The organism is Streptomyces sp. FIT100 (assembly GCF_024584805.1).
Lineage (GTDB): Bacteria > Actinomycetota > Actinomycetes > Streptomycetales > Streptomycetaceae > Streptomyces.
Map to the genome: position 1 here is coordinate 2,908,728 of NZ_CP075715.1, position 19,005 is coordinate 2,927,732.

Annotated in this window: 15 protein-coding genes and 1 tRNA gene; 1 reads left to right on the top strand and 15 read right to left on the bottom strand. The window is 69.7% G+C overall.

Going from position 1 to position 19,005, the window contains the following annotated elements:
- Positions 1 to 173: 173 nt before the first annotated feature.
- The 4 genes from KK483_RS12695 to KK483_RS12710 form a co-directional block, all read right to left on the bottom strand.
- Positions 174 to 1,964 (bottom strand): DEAD/DEAH box helicase, encoded by a 1,791-nt coding sequence (locus KK483_RS12695; RefSeq protein ID WP_262005343.1) that lies wholly within the window; start codon positions 1,962 to 1,964, stop codon positions 174 to 176.
- A gap of 170 nt (positions 1,965 to 2,134) precedes the next feature.
- Positions 2,135 to 2,503 carry a type II toxin-antitoxin system death-on-curing family toxin gene (locus KK483_RS12700; RefSeq protein ID WP_262005344.1) on the bottom strand — a complete coding sequence of 123 codons (369 nt, stop codon included), beginning with the start codon at positions 2,501 to 2,503 and terminating at the stop codon, positions 2,135 to 2,137.
- Complete coding sequence (locus KK483_RS12705) at positions 2,503 to 2,700, bottom strand: Arc family DNA-binding protein (protein WP_262005345.1); 198 nt, start codon at positions 2,698 to 2,700, stop codon at positions 2,503 to 2,505. Before KK483_RS12705 ends, KK483_RS12700 begins: the two co-directional genes overlap by 1 nt.
- Positions 2,701 to 2,733: 33 nt before the next feature.
- Entirely contained in the window at positions 2,734 to 4,185 is a 1,452-nt protein-coding gene (locus tag KK483_RS12710) for an MFS transporter (protein ID WP_262005346.1), read from the bottom strand.
- Positions 4,186 to 4,398: 213 nt separating this feature from the next.
- Here KK483_RS12710 and KK483_RS12715 point away from each other — a divergent pair.
- Positions 4,399 to 4,470, top strand: a tRNA-Cys gene (locus KK483_RS12715).
- A 369-nt stretch (positions 4,471 to 4,839) separates the two neighbouring features.
- On the opposite strand, the gene KK483_RS12720 is transcribed toward KK483_RS12715, so the two are convergent.
- The 11 genes from KK483_RS12720 to KK483_RS12770 all read right to left on the bottom strand — a co-directional run bounded on the left by KK483_RS12720 (position 4,840) and on the right by KK483_RS12770 (position 19,005).
- A complete protein-coding gene (locus KK483_RS12720) occupies positions 4,840 to 5,496 on the bottom strand; it encodes a hypothetical protein (protein WP_262005347.1) in 657 nt (218 codons plus the stop codon).
- Between the two features lies 1 nt (position 5,497).
- A complete protein-coding gene (locus KK483_RS12725; RefSeq protein ID WP_262005348.1) occupies positions 5,498 to 7,813 on the bottom strand; it encodes a hypothetical protein in 2,316 nt (771 codons plus the stop codon).
- 13 nt (positions 7,814 to 7,826) lie between these two features.
- Positions 7,827 to 8,252, bottom strand: coding sequence for a hypothetical protein (locus KK483_RS12730; protein WP_262005349.1), 426 nt, complete (start codon positions 8,250 to 8,252; stop codon positions 7,827 to 7,829).
- Between the two features lie 124 nt (positions 8,253 to 8,376).
- Positions 8,377 to 8,931, bottom strand: a complete 555-nt coding sequence (locus KK483_RS12735; protein WP_262005350.1) for a hypothetical protein — start codon at positions 8,929 to 8,931, stop codon at positions 8,377 to 8,379.
- Between the two features lie 12 nt (positions 8,932 to 8,943).
- Entirely contained in the window at positions 8,944 to 10,185 is a 1,242-nt protein-coding gene (gene mycP, locus KK483_RS12740) for a type VII secretion-associated serine protease mycosin (RefSeq protein WP_313878893.1), read from the bottom strand.
- Between the two features lie 12 nt (positions 10,186 to 10,197).
- Positions 10,198 to 11,670, bottom strand: coding sequence for a WXG100 family type VII secretion target (locus tag KK483_RS12745; protein ID WP_262005351.1), 1,473 nt, complete (start codon positions 11,668 to 11,670; stop codon positions 10,198 to 10,200).
- A 37-nt stretch (positions 11,671 to 11,707) separates the two neighbouring features.
- Positions 11,708 to 12,250 carry a hypothetical protein gene (locus tag KK483_RS12750; protein ID WP_262005352.1) on the bottom strand — a complete coding sequence of 181 codons (543 nt, stop codon included), beginning with the start codon at positions 12,248 to 12,250 and terminating at the stop codon, positions 11,708 to 11,710.
- A gap of 128 nt (positions 12,251 to 12,378) precedes the next feature.
- Positions 12,379 to 14,712: a xanthine dehydrogenase family protein molybdopterin-binding subunit gene (locus KK483_RS12755; protein WP_399013979.1), complete on the bottom strand. Its 2,334-nt coding sequence runs from the start codon at positions 14,710 to 14,712 to the stop codon at positions 12,379 to 12,381.
- On the bottom strand, positions 14,709 to 16,121 hold the full coding sequence (locus tag KK483_RS12760) for a 2Fe-2S iron-sulfur cluster-binding protein (protein ID WP_262005353.1): 1,413 nt from the start codon (positions 16,119 to 16,121) through the stop codon (positions 14,709 to 14,711). Before KK483_RS12760 ends, KK483_RS12755 begins: the two co-directional genes overlap by 4 nt.
- The gene (locus KK483_RS12765) at positions 16,118 to 16,996 is read right to left on the bottom strand and encodes a xanthine dehydrogenase family protein subunit M (protein ID WP_262005354.1); all 879 of its coding nucleotides are present in this window, start codon (positions 16,994 to 16,996) and stop codon (positions 16,118 to 16,120) included. The genes KK483_RS12760 and KK483_RS12765 overlap by 4 nt, the downstream gene beginning before the upstream one ends.
- Before the next feature lie 344 nt (positions 16,997 to 17,340).
- The gene (locus KK483_RS12770; RefSeq protein WP_262005355.1) at positions 17,341 to 19,005 is read right to left on the bottom strand and encodes a beta-N-acetylhexosaminidase; all 1,665 of its coding nucleotides are present in this window, start codon (positions 19,003 to 19,005) and stop codon (positions 17,341 to 17,343) included.

A 19,005-nucleotide genomic window follows, 5' to 3' on the forward strand; every position in this document is an offset into this window, starting at 1 on the left:
CCGCGGCCCGAACCCACCGCGGCCCGAACCCACCGCACCCCGGGCCCCATTGCCCCCACCGGAGGCACGGCGCTCGCTCCAGGACCCGCTACTCCCGGGCACACGGCAGCGCGTCCCGGGCGGGGCCGCGCCGGCACGGCGCCCAGGGCCAGGGACCGGCCACTCCCCGGACTTCACCGCATCCGCGTGGCCCACTCCTGGACCTTCTTGATCCGCTCCCGGATCTGCCCCGCCGTCGCCTCCGCGCTCGGCGGCCCTCCGCACACCCGCCGCAGCTCGGTGTGGATGACACCGTGCGGCTTGCCGCTCTGATGGACGTACGCGCCCACCATCGTGTTCAGCTGCTTCCGCAGCTCCAGCAGCTCCTTGTGCGAGACCACCGGCCGCCGCTCGGCGGGCAGTTCGAGCAGATCCGCCTCCTCGTCCGGCTTCTTGCGGCTGTGCGCGATCTGCCGTGCCTGCCGCTTCTGGAGCAGCATCTGCACCTGGTCCGGCTCCAGCAGGCCGGGGATGCCGAGGTAGTCCTGCTCCTCCTCGCTCCCCGGGTGGGCCTGCATGCCGAACTCGGCGCCGTTGTACATCACCCGGTCGAAGACCGCGTCGGACTCCAGCGCCTCGAAGGGCAGCATGTCCTGTTCGCCGGTGTCCTCGTCCTGCTCCTTGTTGGCCTCGTCCATCTCCTTCTCGGACTCGGCGTAGGGGTCTTCCTCCCCCTCCTTCTTCGGCCGGTCGAGCACGTGGTCGCGCTCGACCTCCATCTCATTGGCGAAGCCGAGCAGCATGGGGATGGTCGGCAGGAAGACGGACGCGGTCTCGCCGCGCCGCCGGGACCGTACGAAACGCCCCACGGCCTGCGCGAAGAAGAGCGGTGTCGAGATCGTCGTCGCGTAGACGCCGACCGCGAGCCGCGGCACGTCGACGCCTTCGGACACCATCCGGACCGCGACCATCCACCGGTCGTCGTTGTCGCTGAACTCGTCGATCCGCTTCGACGCGCCCGTGTCGTCGGAGAGCACGACGGTCGCCTTCGTGCCGGTGATCTCGCGGATGAGCTTGGCATACGCGCGCGCCGAGTCCTGGTCCGAGGCGATGACGAGGCCGCCCGCGTCGGGAATCGCCTTCCTGACCTCGGTCAGCCGCTGGTCGGCGGCGCGCAGGACGTTCGGCATCCAGTCGCCACGCGGGTCGAGCGCCGTGCGCCACGCCTGCGAGATCGCGTCCTTGGTCATCGGCTCGCCGAGCCGGGCGGCGATCTCGTCGCCGGCCTTGGTGCGCCAGCGCATGTTGCCGCTGTAGGAGAGGAAGATGACCGGCCGGACGACGCCGTCGGAGAGGGCGTTGCCGTAGCCGTACGTGTAGTCGGCGGCCGACCGCCGGATCCCGTCGTTGCCCTCCGCGTACGTGACGAAGGGGATGGGATTGGTGTCGGACCGGAACGGCGTACCGGTCAGGGCGAGGCGCCGCGTCGCCGGCTCGAACGCCTCCAGGCACGCCTCGCCCCAGGACTTCGAGTCACCGGCGTGGTGGATCTCGTCGAGGATGACGAGGGTCTTGCGCTGCTCGCTGCGGTTGCGGTGCAGCATCGGGCGTACGCCGACACCGGCGTACGTGATGGCGATGCCGTCGTACTCCTTGCTGAGCGGGCCCGCGCTGTAGTCCGGATCCAGCTTGATGCCTATCCGCGCCGCGGCCGCCGCCCACTGCTTCTTCAGATGCTCGGTCGGCGCGACCACGGTGATCTGCTGCACGACATGGTGGTGCAGCAGCCACGACGCGAGCGTCAGCGCGAAGGTCGTCTTACCGGCGCCGGGGGTCGCCACCGCGAGAAAGTCGCGCGGCTGCTCCTGGATGTACCGCTCCATGGCCCCCTGCTGCCAGGCGCGCAGCTTGTTGGCCGTACCCCAGGGGGCACGGCCGGGGAAGGCGGGTGAGAGGTGGTGGGAGTGCGAGGCGGTGGTAGTCACGGTCTCCGGTCGCGGGCTCGGGTGCACGGGCTGTCCGTACGGCAACGGGCTGTCGCCACGACGGCGGGCCGTCCGTACGACAACCGGGCCACCCTATCGGTGGCCCGGCCGCGGATCGGGCCGTACGAGGCCGTATCCCCCGCGGGTGCGGCAAGCGTCACAGCGGCGGGTCAGCGCGCGAACCGCGGCAGCTGCGCGGCGATCTTGGGCACGTCGAGCGCCCCCTGGCAGACGTCCAGGACGAACTGCTCGGCGTCGTCCACGTCGAACCCCGCGTCCAGCGGATGACCGTTCATGTGCAGAAAGACCCAGGTGGCGTACCAGGCCAGGCGCTTGTTGCCGTCGACGAGGGCGTGATTGCGGGCGATCGACTCCATCAGTGCGGCCGCCTTCTGCCACACATCCGGATACGCGTCCTGGCCGAACACGCTCGATTGGGGGCGGGCGAGCGCCGAATCCAGCAGACCGTAGTCCCGCACCTCTGAGGCACCGAGCCGCTCGGCGAGATTGAGCAACTCGGGCAGCGTGAGGTAGTGCATCAGGCGAGCCTCCGGTTCAGCTCCTCACTCACCTTCAGCACATGCTCGGCCGCCTCGTTGAACAGCCGGGAGTGTTCGTTTATAGCCCTGATCACCGCGTCGTGGGCGAACGACTGCATGCTGCGGCCCTCCGCCTCGGCACGCTTGCGCAGGGCGTCCAGCTCTTCCTCGGAGAACCTCACGTTCAGACCAGCCATACTCCGTACGGTACCGCTTGGTACCACCCAGTGTCACCCGGCCACCGGCGCCGCCCGCAGCCGCGTCGCCACCCACGCCCCCACCAGCGCCACCCCCGCCATCGGCAGGAAGACGGCGGTGAAGGCGGCCGGGTGGGAGCCGCCCGTGGCCGACACCGCGTGGCCGCCCACCGCTCCTCCGCCGAGCGCGGCGAACGCCGCGCCGCCCGCCGCAAGGAGCAGGACGTTCGACAGTCCGTCGGAGATCTGGAGGGCGGCGGAGTTCGCGCCCTGTTCCTCCGGCGCCGACAGCTTCAGCAGCAGCACGCTCGTGGACGAGATCACCAGGCCCATGCCGAAGCAGCCCCACCCCCATGCGGCGGCCACGATCCACACCGGCACGGACGCGATCAGCACGCTCGGCGCGGCCGCGATCGCCGTCGCGACCAGCACCATGCCGAGGACGGTGAGCCGTTCCCGGTACGGCTCCACGCGCGGCCGGGACTGGACGTACGACCCGAGCGCCCACGTCGCCCCGCCCAGCGCGAGCGACAGACCCGCGAGCGTCGGCGACAGCCCGCGCTGGGTGACCAGCATCAGCGGTACGAAGGACTCGGCAGCGATGAAGGACCCGGCCGCGACGCCGCGCAGCAGGACGACCGAGGGCAGACCGCGGGCCGCCCGGTAGGTGCCCCGAGGCAGCAGCCCCAGCGTGGCGGGCACGAGCAGCGCCGCGCCCGCGACGGCCGGGAGCACCGACAGCCACCGCAGGTCCTGGCCGGCGTACTGGAGCAGCGCGGCCCCGGTCGATATCCCGAGCGCGAGCCGGATGCGCCGGGTGTCGAACGCCGGGGCCGGCGCCCCCGGGTCGACCGGCCCGGACGCCTTGCGCCGTATCTCGGGCAGCGCGAGCGCGAGCGGTGCGACGACCAGCACGGGGATGCCGATGAACACCCAGCGCCATCCAAGCTGTTCGGTGACGGTCCCGGCCGCCAGCGGACCCACCACGGACGGCACCACCCAGCTCGCGGCGAAAGCGGCCATGATCTTCGGCCGCAGCCGCTCCGGATAGGCGCGGCCGACCACGACGTACAACGCCACGATCACCAGCCCGCCGCCCAGCCCCTGCACGGCCCGCCCCACGATGAACGGCCACATCGCCCCGGCCGTCCCCGCGACCACCAGCCCCACCGCGAACGCCCCGATCCCGGCCCCGATAGCCCCCAGCGGCCCCCGCCGGTCGGCCCACTGGCCGGCCACCACCATCCCGAAGAGACTCGTCGTGAAGTACGCCGAGAACGCGAACGCGTACAGCTCCACCCCCCGCAGCTCCCGCGCGGCAACCGGCATGGCCGTCCCGACGGCAGTCGCCTCGAACGCGATCAGCAGAACGACGGACACGATGCCGATACTGAGAGAGCGATGCTCCCGGCCGAGGACGCCGCCGGGCACGCCGGCGTCTCTTTCGACGTCGCCGTCGGCCTGGTGTGTGCGGAGAGAGGGCATGGCCACCAGAGTAAGTGGCACACCACAGAATCGCCCCTGTCCGGGGACCGGGCTCAGCTCATCCTCTGGCCCTACGACCCGAGCACCCGAGCGCCCGGCGCCCGGCCGCCCATGAACGCGCGTGAACGGCGTATGGCAGTCGCATTGCAGCCCCGGCCATCCCCTTGAGCACGGCTGCGCGGCGCCCCTACGGTCGATGCGTACGACAGACACGGCCGTGTGCCCGAGTGGCTCAGGGACTCGCCTGCAAAGCGGGTTACGCCGGTTCGAATCCGGTCACGGCCTCTGGATGGACGTGGCCACCCTCGTAGCGCAGGGTGGTCACCTCCTCCCGACGATCAACCCGACGAGGCCGGTCCGCGCACCTCGTCGGCCTCAGTTCTCACGACGAGTGCTTGAGCGCGGGCGACGGTGCGCGAACCGCCAATCTTCGACGGCGCCGCCACAGCGCTCCCCCTCCGTCGCGGGGCTCGGCGGCCGCGTCACGGCGCTCTCTCAGTTGTCGCCGTCGCAGGCGATGGCTGTCCTCCAGATCAGAGTGGTGACTACAGCGCCGACTCCCTGTCATGGCGCCCTTCATCAAGAGCCCTCGACCTGGCAGGACTGGCGGAGAAGCCGATCATCGCTGTCTTCACGCGACGGAGGGGTTCTCACCTACTGACCGGGCTCCGGGGTCGGCACACCGCTCACCAGCTTGGTGTCGTTCTGGCAGCCGAGATCGGAGGCCACCTTGCGTGCGGCAGCATTGGCGACGGTGACCTGGTGAGCCCTGCGCTCCTTCTCCGGGACCTCGTTCACTCCCGGAGCTTCAAGCTGCGCCTGGATGAAGATCTCGTGAGCAGGATCTTTCATGCGGCAAGCGAAGAAGACCGACGCAAGACTGTCGGACGATGACGCCCTCTCGCCGGTGGTGAAATAGGTGACGGTCTCCTGGAGCCGAGTATCTCGTTCGGGAACACTCAAAGCCTCGCGGAACGTGACCTGCAAGTCCCACTCGCCACCCTTGGCGGGCAGAAGCCAGCAGAAGGGGATGGGCTGCGTACGCGTCTTCGCACCTTGATCCGTACGGGCGGCATCGCGCAGAGACCCGATCACCTTTTCCGGCTCAGAAAGGTCGCTGGTGAAGTTCCCTTCGCCCGCGATGGCCTTGAGTGCGGAAGAGGGCTGGGGTTCCTTTGCGAAGGCACCACAAACCTCGTCGGCCGGTAGGCCGCGGTCTTCCTCTCCGCCGTCAGTGCCGGAGGAGCAGCCGGCCGTCACCATCGCAACGAGTACGGCGGGCAGTACGATCCTTCTCAGAGTGGCCGACATGTCACTTCTTCTCATACGGGTCGGGGAGGGCGTTGTCCCGCGCATTCATGCGCGCATTCCTGACGTTTTCCACCAATTGCTCATCAAGGTAGTTGGAGTCCTTCTCGCTCCACCCCGGAGCATTGGCGTACGCAATTCCGGGCAGTAGTGCGTTGTCCTTGCCCATCGCCAGTGCCTCGTTCTTGAGGTCATCCGACTTCTTCTTGAGAAGCTCGTCCTTCTCGTACTTCTCCGCGATGTCAGCGGCCTCCATGCCGAGGAATGTCACCACGGCGCCTCCCGCTGTCTCTGCCGCGAGCGGGACGAGTGCGCCGCCAGCACCACCAGTAAGAGCTGCCACGCCGCCGGTAACCACGACACCCGTACCGAACTTGACCCATTCGGTGGTCTTGCCGACTGCCTTCTTGTGCTCCTCCGAGTCCTTCTCGTAATCCTTGTCGATCTGCGCCATACGCGACTGATCCATGATGCCTTGCGCCTCGCCGCCGATCCTCAGCGTGGTCCGTGCGTCGGTGAGATTCCGGTCGTCCGTCAGATCAGTGCCCGGCTTCGGGCCGACCTCGTCCAGGACACTGGTCGTGTACAGCATCTGCGCGGCGGACAACTGGCCATGGCCAACCTCGCTCTGCGAAACGATGCCCATGAAGTTGACCGCATCACCCCGGTTCCACAGCAGACCTGCGTTGAACTTCTCGCCGAACTTCGACGTGCCGTCCTCATTGCTGTATCCGAAGGGGGAGTTCTTCTTCTCCTCCATGATGGTGTCGCTGTCCTGCTCCAGTGATCGATTGAACTCATCGATGTAGGCTGCGCCCATCTTGCCCAGGCTGTCATCCATGCCCGGCTGCTCGTGCATGTGCTTCGGATCGCTGCCATAACGCTCGACGACCTTCTGCATTACTTCGGCATTCTCGCCCGTGCGTACGTCCTTGAGGCCGTCAGCCGGCGCATCGTACGGATGACCCGTGGTCGCAGACTCCAGGGCGTGTCCCAGGGCGTTGTAGCCTGGCTCCTTGCTCCTGTCTCCCTTGTCATTCACCTCCTCGGGCCATTCACGGTCCTTGGTGAAGTAGTCGAACGCGTCGAGCTTCTTGTTGTCCTTACTGTTGTCCGGGGTGAGATCGATGTTGCTGTTGAAGAATTCGGTCGAAGCCTTCGGGTTGTGGCCGAGCGCTTCCATGTAACCGACCACGGGATCCTGCCCGAGACCCCCACCAAGCCAGTTGAGATGGGACGGCTGCATCCGCTCCCAGGCACGACTGGCAGGCAGAGTGCCGTCGTACGTGAGCTTCCGCTCGGTGACAACGAGCGCGTTGCCGTAGTCACGCAGGAACTTGTCGTCGTAGTCCCCGACTCGCATCAGGTTGCTCATGACCTGGAATCCGTACGGAGACGAACCGCGCGTCTGGATCGGCTCGCTGCCGGCCTTGATGACATCGGCCTTCCACTGCTCCATCTCGGGACTGGTGGAGTGGGTCGCAGAGGCCAGCGTAAGGCCCCAGTTCTTCTGGAATTCTTTGAGCTTGTCACTGTGGTCAGCACCGAGGCGCGAGCCGTCGCTGGGGTCGCCCATGTCGGCCCAGTACTCCATCGAGCCCTTCGGGCCGACCTCCAAGGCGAAGCGCTCGGCGAAGAACCTGTCGTCCGCGTTGTCCTTGAACAGCCTGTTGAGCTTGTCGATCTCTTCCGGGGTTGCGTCGTCGCCCTTCTTGTACAGCTCGTAGGCGAGCCTCGCGTCCTCGGCGTCCTGTGTCTTCGCGGCGTCCTTCAGTCCGTCGAAGCTCGTGTCGGAGAAGTTGTGCTTGCCCTTGCCTGCCAGCGATCGCAGGGCGCGGGAGGCGACGTCGTCGGCTTCGTTGGCGCGGTCGACGGCCTTCTTGATCGCGGATCGCATGGCATCGAAGTCAGCCTGTTCCGGCTTTGGACCGTCGTAGTCCTTGCTCCGGCTGTCCGGATGGACCAGATAGCCGACCACGCCGTCGGCCCCGATTCTGATCCCCTTGCCCGGAGCGCTCTCGACCAGCTTCTCCAGGTCACCCTTCGCGGCCTGGAACTCGCCATGAACGTCCCTCAGGATATTCCTGATGCTGGTCGCTTCCTTGAGCGCGTCTCCGAACTCCTTGGCAGTCTTTGTCACGAACTCTCGGGTCACGCCTGCGTTTTCGCCGGCCCAGTCGGCTTTCTCGGCCTTTCTGCGAAGGCCGTCTACAGCCTTGTCCTCGGCCTTCTCCAGCTTGGTGATCACCTCGGACCAGTCCGTTACAGCTTCCTTCAGACTGCCGAGCCTGGCATGGAGGACCTGATCAAATTTCAGCATCTATGGCTCCTCCTCAGCTGAAGTGCTTGGTGATTTCGGACATGGAGAAGTTGGTCACCAGTACTTCCTCGTGGTTCGCATGACTGATGACCGTGTCCTCCAGATGATTGTGGATGTGTGCGCAAGCACTCAGCAGCGTCTCTGACTGCGTACGCCACGTATCCCAGAGAGTCCAGAGGGCTGATCCGGTCTGAAACCCGTCCTGATCGAGGCTGGTGGCAGCCGTGTCTGTCTGGGCCCCGGCATGAAAGGCATCCACTTCGAACCAGTGGTAGAGCTCCTGAGCCTCATTCCCGATGGCCTTCAGATCGGGTGAGGTGACTTTGTAGTCAGAAGCGCCCCCACCACTGGAGGAGCCTCCGTCCACCTGATTCAGACGCATGCCGACATTAGCTGTGGCCGCAGCGCGAGCTGATGTCCACTCTTCGTCGAACGACATGATTCCCCCTTGGTCGCAACCACCTGGAGCCGTGCAGTTCCGGCCGACATCACCCTAGGGGCGCACCCTGAGCAGCCCCGCGCCGATCGGACTTGAGCACGAAATACGCACAACAATCCGGGATTCAGCACCTGCCCTCGTCGACGGAGACCGCGAGAGCGTATTCGGGTACGACCGTGGTCGAGCCATCGGCCCCAGGGACCGCGAAGCCGCCGGACTCCGAGGACGTCATGCTGAGGCAGAAGGGGTGCTCACCGGTGTCGGTGGTCACCAGATAGCTGTCGCCGCCTGCCGTCTCCACGTGCAGTTTGTAGTAGGGCCCTTCCCCTTCGGCGGCATCGCGGAGGGCCTCTTCGACGAGGGACGCCCCGCCACTCGTGGAGTGGGTCTCGGCCTCGATCGACTCGGCAGCCGCCTCCACGACGTCACCCAGCTCGTCGCCGCTCCATGAGGAGTCGTCGGCGAAGTTCATCGCCCCGCACGCCGAGAAGAGCATGACGCCGGCGATGCCGAAGGCAAGGATGCGGCCGCGGTTGTAGGCGACGTCCGAGGGCTCGTTCGCTTCGGGGTTGCGGTAGCGCCAGGCGGTGAAGCGCCAGTAGAGACGGCGCTGATCGACGCAGCCGAGAACGACGAAGAAGGCGGTGAGTGCGAAGAACGTGACGATGACGCCGGTCACGGCGAGCCCTCCTCACCCACGCCGGGAACGGACCACGGGTACGGCGATTCCGGCACCGACGAGGACAGCCGCGCCGATGCCGATGCCGATCCAGAGGGTGGTGTTGTCGCCACCGGATGCCTGGGCCGCAGTGGTCGGCTTGTCGTCGGTCGCCGACTCCGAGCCGCCCCCTGGCTTGGACGCCTCAGGAGAAGGCGACTTGGGCTCAGCCGCTGCCAGGTCCGGGAGCGGATAGACGTCGGCAGGACCGGGGTCGCCGGGGGTCTTCAGGGCGCGGAGGGGGCGGACGGCGCCGTAACCGATGTAGTCGTTGCGCTTGTTGCCGCTTGTCGGGGCGCCGACCGTGTTGAGCATGACGCGGAGGACCTGGTTGTTGGTCCACTCCGGGTGCTTGGACCAGATCAGGGCGGCGGTGGCGGAGGCGAGGGCGGTGGCGTCGCTGGTGCCGTGGGTCCTGCAGATGCCGGTCGCACCACCACAGGCTGCGACCATCTCCTCCCCAGGGGCGGCGAAGTCCACTTGCGGTCCCCACTGGGACTCGTCCGTCTTCTTCAGGTCCTTGCCGATGGCGCCGACTCCGACGACTCCGGGGGTGCTGGCCGGGTAGCCCGGTGAGTCGTCTCCATCGTTGCCCGTACCGGCAAAGATCAATGAGCCTTTGCCCAAGGCATACTTCACCGCTGCAGTGAGCTCCGGCGACCCCTCAAGCACCTTCTGCGAGATGTTGATGACCTGGGCACCCTCATCGGCGGCATATCTGATCGCTTCAGGAGCAATGCGGTTGAATTCCTTGATCTTGGCTGGAGTGTTTCCTGCCCATTCCGCGTCGGGAAGGCGGATCGGCAGGATCTTGGCCCCCGGCGCAAGACCGTATGCGCCATCTCCCCCACCGCTCTGCCCCGTACCGGCGATGAGGCCCGCCATACCTGTGCCATGACCGTCATAGTCAGTGCGCTCGTCACCGGCTTCATCCGGAGCCAGGTCCTTACCCTTCAGCACCTGGCCCAAGAGGTCGCCATTCGTAGCGTCCACACCTGAGTCGACGACGGCGACGGTCACTCCCTTGCCGGTACTGACCTTCCAGATCTCATCTGCACCCATGGCGTCGAGATGCCACTGACGTGACCGGATTGAGTCGGCATGTGCTGGAATGGCAGCAGAACCGACCAGCAAGAGTCCAAGCGCCGCCGCAACGGAGGTGTGGGCTCGGCTCATGTGAAAGCTGCTGGCACGCATCCAGTTCCTCTTGCTCATGGTTGTGATGGGTCAGTCGACGACCGGAGGGACGACTCGGCGGCTGGTCTGCTGCCAGGTCTCCTCGTCCTCGGTGAGGTAGTCAGGACGCTCGCCTTGTGCGTCACGACGCGGCTCCTGACCACGTGATGTCCCGGCACCGCGTCCCGCCATGCCGGCCCCGTGTCCTGCTTCACCATGAGGAGTTGAGCGCACGAGGCCGGAACCACCAGGCGTGAACGGGCGAGCGCTCGTCCTTCCTGGCTGGGCGGGACGTCCGCCGACGATCCCACCCGTCTCGCCTGCGAGGCGTCGACCACCGGCAAGGCCACTCTGGCCTGCACTCGTTCCGCCCACGCCGCCGGCGCCTTGACCACTCATCGGCATACGGCCGTGCGTACCCTCGGCACCGATGACGGTGCCACGAGGGATCCCGCCCATCGCCTTACCGGATCCGGGCGGAACGGGGCGCCCACCCACGATGCCACCATCGCGCGGCATCCGGCCTGCGGAGCCTGTACCGGACGATCCTTGTCCGGGCAGGGTCGGGCCCATGCCTCCGACCGGCCGCGCTCCGCTCACAGGGCTCGTACCACCGAGTGCAGGCGGCAGCACCACGGGTGGCAGAGTCAGACCGCTGTCTGGTCGTCCCCCGGGGATCCGAGTATCGGCCGGACCGCTCACAGGAGCCGTCGCCGGAGGGAGAGTCGCCACGCTGTCGATCTCCATTGATGCGGGCTGCTCGGGTCGAAGGCTGCTCACGGAATGCGCCGACTTTTCAGCGCTGCTTGTCGGGGCGGAGTCGACTTCGCCCCTTGAGGCATACGCAACCGACCCTGCCGCGGCTGGTCCGGCTGCCCCACCAGCGCCGCCGGACCGCTGCTCGTTCAGTCCGCTGTCAACGCCCCTGTCATCCGGAACGAACCGCTTCGGCGGCGGCTGAAACGTCGGCACCTCCAACCCTCGCATCTGCGCCGACGACTCCTCGAAGTTCTTCCCGAGCCGACTCATCGTCTCGGCCGCTTCCAGGCGGTTCTTCTCCTTCGCCTCCGCGAAAGCCGCCAGCTCGGCCTGTGCCTTCGGTCCGATCGTCCGCGAGTCCGGGTCGTTCGGCGCGGACGCCGCCGCGTTCAGGTTCGCCTGTGCCTGTTCCTTGGTCGTGTAGCGCGGGATCGAGCTCTGGGCCTCGGCGATGGCGTTCGACGCGCGGCTCATCCACCGCGACGCCTCGTCGCTGTAGTCGGCCAGGCGCTGGGTGGCGCTCGCGAGGCTCGCGCCCCAGTCGATGAACGCCTGCTGGCCCTCGCCCTTCCACTCCACCCGCTCGGGGCGGAACTTCAGTTGCTGAGCGATCTCGCCGAGCTCGAACGACGCCGCGGCCAAGCGGTCGGACGCTGCCTGTACTTGGAAACTGCTGGCCTGGTCGAGCCACTCGAGCATCTCCTCGTGGGACATGCTGGAGAAGTTGGTCCTGCCCCCGCCACCGCCGCCGTCTTTCTGGGCCATTGCTTCGTCGCCTTCTATCCCCGTGGTTCCCGACCGGTTACTGCATACCGCCGGCGCCGGCGGTGTCCCCTTGCTGGCCTTCCGCGGCCGGTTGTTCGTGCTTGCGCCGGGCCGCTTCCTGGGCCCGCTCCCGTGCCAGCTGCTGGGCCACCGGGTCCTTGTCGAAGTCGTATTCGGCCTTCGTGCGCGTGCTGATGGCCACCATGCGGCGACGGACGTCCTCGTCCATGGCCTCGAAGCCGTCCTTGGACGCGACGACGGCGATGCCCATGCCCTCCATGGAGTCGGAGAGGAGCTGGGAGAGCTTCGTCAGCTGCTCGATGACGGTCCCGTACGCGCCGGACAGGCCGGCGGCCTCGGTCCACTTGCCGCCCCCGCCGCCGAAGTGTTCCGGGCTGGCGGCATCCGACTCCACCTGCTTGGGGCCGGCGGGGGAATCGCGGAGGTTGGTGAGCAGTTTGTCGACCCGCTTCTTGAACGACACCATCGACTCCGGGTCGTACAGCGCCGACGCCATCGCCGGATTGACCGCCCGTAGCGAACGCTCCTCACCCGACATCGCATCCCAGTCCGTCGCCATGCGCAACGACCCCTCCCCGTTCAACACACAAGTCTTCGGGGATCACTGTAGTCACCAGCACTGACACCGCGCACCTCGGCATTGCAGGTGCAACGTGGATCACACGGAGACGAATTGACCCAAACCGCTTACGAGTTGGACGGAACCGCCACCGCCGCCTGCGGCCGGATCGGGAGGCGGTTGACCGGGCGGCCCGTGGCCGCGCGGACCGCGGAGGCGATGGCGGACGGGGTGGTGACGACCGGGACCGCGCTGGCGGCCTTGGCGCCGAAGGGGGCCACCACGTCACGTTCCTCGACGAGTTTGACGATGCGGATGTCGGGGGCGTCGAGGGAGGTGGGGAGGGCGTAGCCGGTCAGGTCGGGGTGGCGGACGAGGCCGCGGGCGGTGCGGAGGTTCTCGGTGAGGGCCGTGCCGACGCCCTGGGTGATGCCGGCCTCGATACGGGCCGCCAGCTGGGCGGGGTTGAGGACGCGGCCGACGTCCTGGGCGACGGCGACCTCGACGACGCGGACGGAGCCGAGTTCGATGTCGACGTCGACGACCGCGCGGATCGCGCAGAAGGCGAGGCCGACGAAGGCGTCGCCCTGGCCGTGGTCGTCGAGGGGTTCGGTGGGGTGGGGGCGGCACTGGGCGGTGGCCCAGAGTTCCTTGCCGTCCATGGCCTCGGTGACCGTGGTGGACAGGACGCCGTCGTACGAGGTGATCTTGCCGTCGGTGATCTGGAGCAGCTCGGTGGACATGCCGAACTTGTGGGCCAGCGGCTGCAGAAGCTGCGTGCGGACCATCTTGGCCGCGCGCTCCACCGCTCCGCCCGAGACCCAGGTGTGGCGGCCGTGCGCGGCCGGGCCCGCCGGGGGCTGGTCGGTGTCGACCGGGGCGACGTGGACCTCGTCGATGCCCAGGGTCTCCTGGACGACCTGGCGGGCGAGGGTGGAGAAGCCCTGGCCGGTCTCGACGGCCGCGCAGATGACCGTCGCGACGCCGTCCCGGACCCTGACGGTCGCGGTGGCGACCTCGTCGGCGCCCTCGGCGCCTAGCATGTGGACCATGCCGAGCGCGTAGCCGACGCCGCGGCGCACCGCGCCCGGTTCGCCCGCGCCTTCGGGGCCGCCGGGGAGGAGCCAGGCTTCCTCGGGGGTGTCCATGGGGAGGTCCGGGAGGGGGAAGTCCCGTACGGCGGCGAGCAGTTCGGCCACCGGGGCGGGGCAGGTGACGGTCTGGCCGGTGGGCAGGATGTCGCCGGTCGCGAGGGCGTTGCGGAGGCGGAGCTCGACGGGGTCGAGGCCCAGTTTCGCGGCGAGCTTGTCCATCTGGGCCTCGTACGCGGCGCACACCTGCATCGCGCCCTCGCCGCGCACATGGCCGGAGGGCGGGTTGTTGGTGCGGACGGCCCAGCCCTCGATGAAGGCGTGCGGGACGACGTACGGGCCGCAGGCGAAGGCGACGGCCGCGGCGAGCGACTCCGAGGAGGCGTCGGCGTACGCGCCCGCGTCCAGCAGGATCTGGGCCTCCACCTTCACCAGGCGGCCGTCGGCGTCCGCGTGGTGGCGGTAGCGGAGCAGGGTGGGGTGGCGGTGGGCGTGGCCGAGGAAGGACTCCTCGCGGGTGGCCGTGAGCTTGACCGGGCAGCCGGTTCTCAGCGCCAGCAGGCCGAGGGGGATCTGGAAGCCGGGGTCCTCGCGGTCGCCCGTCGCGCCGGGGACGCCGGTGACGACCACCTTCACCTGCTCCGGCGGCAGTCCGAAGCAGGCGGCGGCCAGGTCGCGGTCGGTGTGGGGGTCGGTGGACGCGGTGTACAGCTCGACGCCGCCGTCGGGGCGCGGGACGGCGAGGCCCGCCTCGGCGCCGATGGGGGCCGGGTCCTGGCGGCCGATCCGGTACAGCCCTTCGACGACCGTCTCGCCTGCCGCCTCGGGGTCGCCGAAGCTGAGCGGGATGTGCCGGATCAGGTTGCCGTCGGGGTGCAGGGGGTCGGCGGCGAACGCCTTCTCGGGGTCGGTGACCGGTTCGAGCACCTCGTACTCGACGGTGATCGCGGCGGCGGCGAGCCGGGCCGTGTCGGGGTGGTCGGCCGCGACGGCGGCGATGGCCTCGCCGTGGTGGCGGACGGTCTCGGAGGCGAAGACGGGCCGGTCGGCGATCCGCCGGCCGTACGCGGTGTCGCCCGGGACGTCCTCGTGCGTGATGACCGCGTGCACGCCCGGCATGTCGGTGGCGCCGCTGGTGTCGAGGGAGGTGATACGGGCGTGGGGGTGCGGAGAGCGCAGGATCGCCGCCCACAGCAGGCCCTCGGCCCACAGGTCGGAGGCGTAGGGGAAGGTGCCCTCGGTCTTGGCGCGGGCGTCGGCCTGCGGGAGCGATGCGCCGAGGCCGTGGGTGGGCGGCTCCTGCCGGGGGTCCTGCTGGGTGCCGTCGCCCGCCTGGGGCGTCGTCAGGGTGGTGGCCGCGTCCTTGCTCACGCCATGCCTCCGTCGTGCGGGTGGGGCTGCACACTACCCGCACCCGGGGGCGCCTGGTGCGGGATACGGGCCTGCTCGGCGGTCTGCTCGTCGTCGGACTCGGCCGCCGCTGCCGCCGCCGCGGCGCTCGCCTCGCGCTCGGTGACGACCTCGCGCACGGCTTCGAGAACGCCGCGGTATCCGGAGCAGCGGCACAGGTTGCCGCAGAGCGCCTGGCGGGTCTCCAGCTCCGTGGGGGCGTGGTTGCCCTCCAGCAGGTCGTGGACGGTCATGGCCATGCCCGGGATGCAGTAGCCGCACTGGACGGCGCCGCACTTGGCGAGGGCGCGCTGGACGTCGGAGGGCTCGCCGTCGGTGGCGAGGCCCTCGACGGTGCGGACCTCGGAGCCGGCCGCCGTGGCGGCGGGTACGAGGCAGGAGGCGACGAGGCGGCCGTCGACCTGGACGTTGCACGCGCCGCACTCGCCCTGCGAGCAGCCGTCCTTGGCGCCGGCGAGGCCGAGGCGCTCGCGCAGCACGTAGAGGAGGGACTCGCCGACCCAGGCGTCCGTGACGGGGCGGTCCGCTCCGTTCACGCGGAGGACGTACGAGGTGTGGGGGTGCTCGTCGTTGACGGCGCGGGCGGTGGGTGCGGCGGGCTCCTCGGGCCCGGCCGCTTCCCCGGCGTCGGCCTCGGCCGCCTCGGGACCGGCGGCCTGTTCCGGTACGACCGCTTCCGGTCCGGCGGCGGCCTCGGGCGACCCCGCCCCGGCAGGCTCGTCCGGCACCGGCACCGGCACAGGCACCGGCGCCGGTTCGGGCGTCTCGGGCGCCGTCGCCCAGGGCGCGGGCGCCCCGCCGGGCAGCGTCGCCGGGTAGGCCGGCGGAGCGGAGGGCTCCGCGGGCGGTTCCGGGGTCTCGGGCGCCGTCGCCCAGGGCGCCGGCGCGCCGCCCGGCAGCGTGGCCGGAGGGGCGCCGCCGCCCCACTGGGAGGCCAGCACCGATGTCGTGAACTCGCCCGACTCGTCCGGAAGATCCCCCTGGGCCACCGGGATCGTCCACTGGCCGGTCAGCTCGCTCGGCCCGCCGGCCGCCGCTTCGGCCTCGGGGAAGCTCCAGTGACCCGTGGCGTGCGGGTCCTGGTCCTGCTGCCCGGCAGGCTCGGGCACTGGCTCGTGCTGCGGCGGCACCGTCCAGGAGCCCACCGCCGCCGGGTCCGTGCCCGCACCCGGAGCCTGCTGGGCGTGCGGCGTGAACTGCGGCGGTACGTACCCGTGGCCGGGTGCCGCGAGCGGTGTGTCCAGGGCGCCGTCCGGGGGCAGCTGGACGAAGGCCGTGGCGTCGGCGTCGTACTCGCCCTGCGGGATGGGCTGCCAGCCGCCCTCGTACTGCTGCCGCGAAGGGGCCGGGCCGTTCTCTTCGGTGCTCACGACAGCGCCCTCCCCAGTGCTCGTCGGGCCAGCGCGGCGACCGTGCGCCGCAGGTGCTGGATCGCGGGCGGCATCTGATCGTCGCCCTGCGGATCCGGGATGCAGGCAGCGGCCACATACTCCCCGAACGCCGCGAGCGCCTCGGCCGCGAGGCCGCGCTCGCCGTCCCAGTCGATCAGCGAGGCGATCCACCGCTCGGCCTCCAGCGGGCGCAGCGGCATGGGGGCGATCGCGCCGACCGCGCAGCGCACCCCGCGTCTGGCCGGGTCGAGGACGACGGCGACGGACGCCGTCGCGCGGCCGGGGCCGGTGCGGCCGGTGGCCTTGAGGAAGACCTGCGGGGCGTGCAGGAGCGGTACGCGGACGAAGCCGATCAGCTCGGCCGGGCCGAGCATCTCGCGGCCCGCGAGCAGATGGGAGACGGGGATCTCGCGGCGGGCGCCGCCCGGGCCCGCGATGACCAGGTCCGCCTCCAGGGCGGCGAGCACGGGCAGGGTGTCGCCGGTGGGGGCGGCGGTGGCGATATTGCCGCCGAGGGTGCCCGCGTTGCGGATCTGCGGGGGGCCGGCGGCGCGCGCGGAGGCGGCGAGGGCGGGGATGAGCGCGGCGAAGTCGGGGCGGCCCATCCGGGCGTGGGTGAGACCGGCGCCGAGCAGTGCGTGGCCGTCCTGGTACTGCCAGCCGCGGATCTCGTTGATACGGCCGAGACCGACGAGGCCGGCGGGCCGCAGCCGGCCCTTGTTGACGGCCGCCATCAGGTCCGTACCGCCCGCGACCGGCACGGCGGCGGGCATGGCGGTGAGCGCCGCCACGGCCTCATCGAGCGAGACCGGCAGCGTCACGGACTGCGCCGCCTGCGGTGCGTGCGTGGTCAACCCAGCTGCCCCTTCCCGGTGTCCCGGCTGTCCGCCTGTGTTGCCGTACCGTACGTGCTCACAGCCCGGACGTGGCAACTCTGGCACATCTTCCGACCGGTCCGACGCGAGGGTCCACGAAGGGCACATCCGTCCCGGAGCTCCCACGGAAGGGGAATCGTCCGGTTTTGTCGCACCTTTGCCGCACCCTTGCCCTCACATGCGGATTGGCGCTGCTCGGTGCGGCTTGTACGACTTTCCTCGTGGTGGCCCTCGGCCCCGGACGCCCCGAGGGGGCCCGTCGGTCCGAAGGCCCTCCACAGTCGCAGGGACCCGTACGCGTGACACCCCTCTCGGGGGCGGGCTCACACGATTGGGGGCGCCCCCTCGATCGGGCGTCCGAGCACCCCGGGGCGCCGCTGCCACGGCAAGGGGCCACCGGGCGGCCGGTAGTCGACGCCGAGCGCGTCAAGGCGCCGGTAGTGGGCCGCCATTCGCCGGTCGAAATCCGCGAAGTCGCGCTCGGCGGGGGCGGGGAGCGCGGACCAGGCGACCTCGGCGAAGGCCGCGAGGCGCGGGAAGACCTGGTAGTCGACGCGGGTGCGGTCCTGCATGACCTCGGTCCAGACGTTGGCCTGGGTGCCGAGGACGTGTGCGCCCGCGGGAGTTCCTGCCAGCTCGGGCGGAACGGGTTCGAAGCGGTAGACGTCCTCCAGTGTGCGGACGTATCCGATGGGCATCGGCTCGTCGTCGCCGGGTGCCTGCCGGTGGTCGAAGTAGACCTGCTGCTCGGGGCACATGACGACGTCGTGTCCGGCCCGTGCGGCGGCGATCCCGCCGGCATAGCCGCGCCATGACGAGACCGCGGCGCCGGGGGCAAGGCCGCCTTCGAGGATCTCGTCCCAGCCGATGAGGCGGCGGCCGCGGGCGGTCAGCCAGCCGTCGAAGTGGCGGATGAACCAGGACTGGAGCTCGTCCTCGTCGGCGAGGCCGAGTTCCTTGATGCGTGCCTGGGCGGCCGGTGACTGCTTCCACTGGTCCTTGAGGCACTCGTCGCCGCCGATGTGGACGAACGGGGAGGTGTCGGCCGGGAAGAGGTCGAGGACCTCCTCGAAGACGCCTTCGTAGAAGCGGAGGGTGGTGTCGGTCGGGGCGAGCACGTTCGCGCTGACGCCCCAGGAGTCCCTTGTCGAAAGGGAGGCCGTGTCGACGACGTCGGTGTTGCCCAGCTCCGGGTACGCCGCGATGGCGGCCTGCGAGTGGCCCGGGATGTCGATCTCGGGGACGACGGAGATGTGCCGCTCGGCGGCGTAGGCGACGATCTCGCGGATGTCGTCCTGGGTGTAGTAACCGCCGTGCGGTGTCTCGTCCCAGAGCTCCGACGCCCCGTGACCCCATTTCGTCCGCGAGCGCCAGGCGCCCGCTTCGGTGAGACGGGGAAAGCGCTTGATCTCGATGCGCCAGCCCTGGTCGTCGGTGAGATGGAAGTGGAAGACGTTGAGCTTGTGGGCGGCGAGGAGGTCGAGATAGCGGAGGACGTCGTCCTTGGGGAGGAAGTGGCGGGCGACGTCGAGCATGAGACCACGCCAGCGGAAGCGGGGTGAGTCCTCGACGGTGACCATCGGGACGTCCCGGTCCTGGCCGGCCGGGCCGATGGGCGCCCTGCGGTAGGCGTCGGGCCCCAGCAGCTGCCGGAGCGTCTGGGCACCCCAGAACACCCCTGCGGGGCTGCCTCCTTCGACGACGACGGCGACGTCCTCGACGGATCCGTCCGTGGACAGCCGGTAGCCCTCCGGGCCGAGCTCCCGCTCCACGTCCGCGCTGACACGCAGCAGAATGCTGCGCGGGCCCTCGCCGTCGGCGAGGGGCAGCCCCGTTGCCGCGCCGAGCGCGGTGCGCAGCCAGCGCGCCACGCCTTCGGTGCCCGGCCGTGCGTCCAGCCTGGTGTCCCCGTCGAGCGCGAGGCGACCGGGGCCGCCGGCCCGCCACTGGACCGCGTTCGGCGCCGGGATCAGATCCATGGAGGTCAT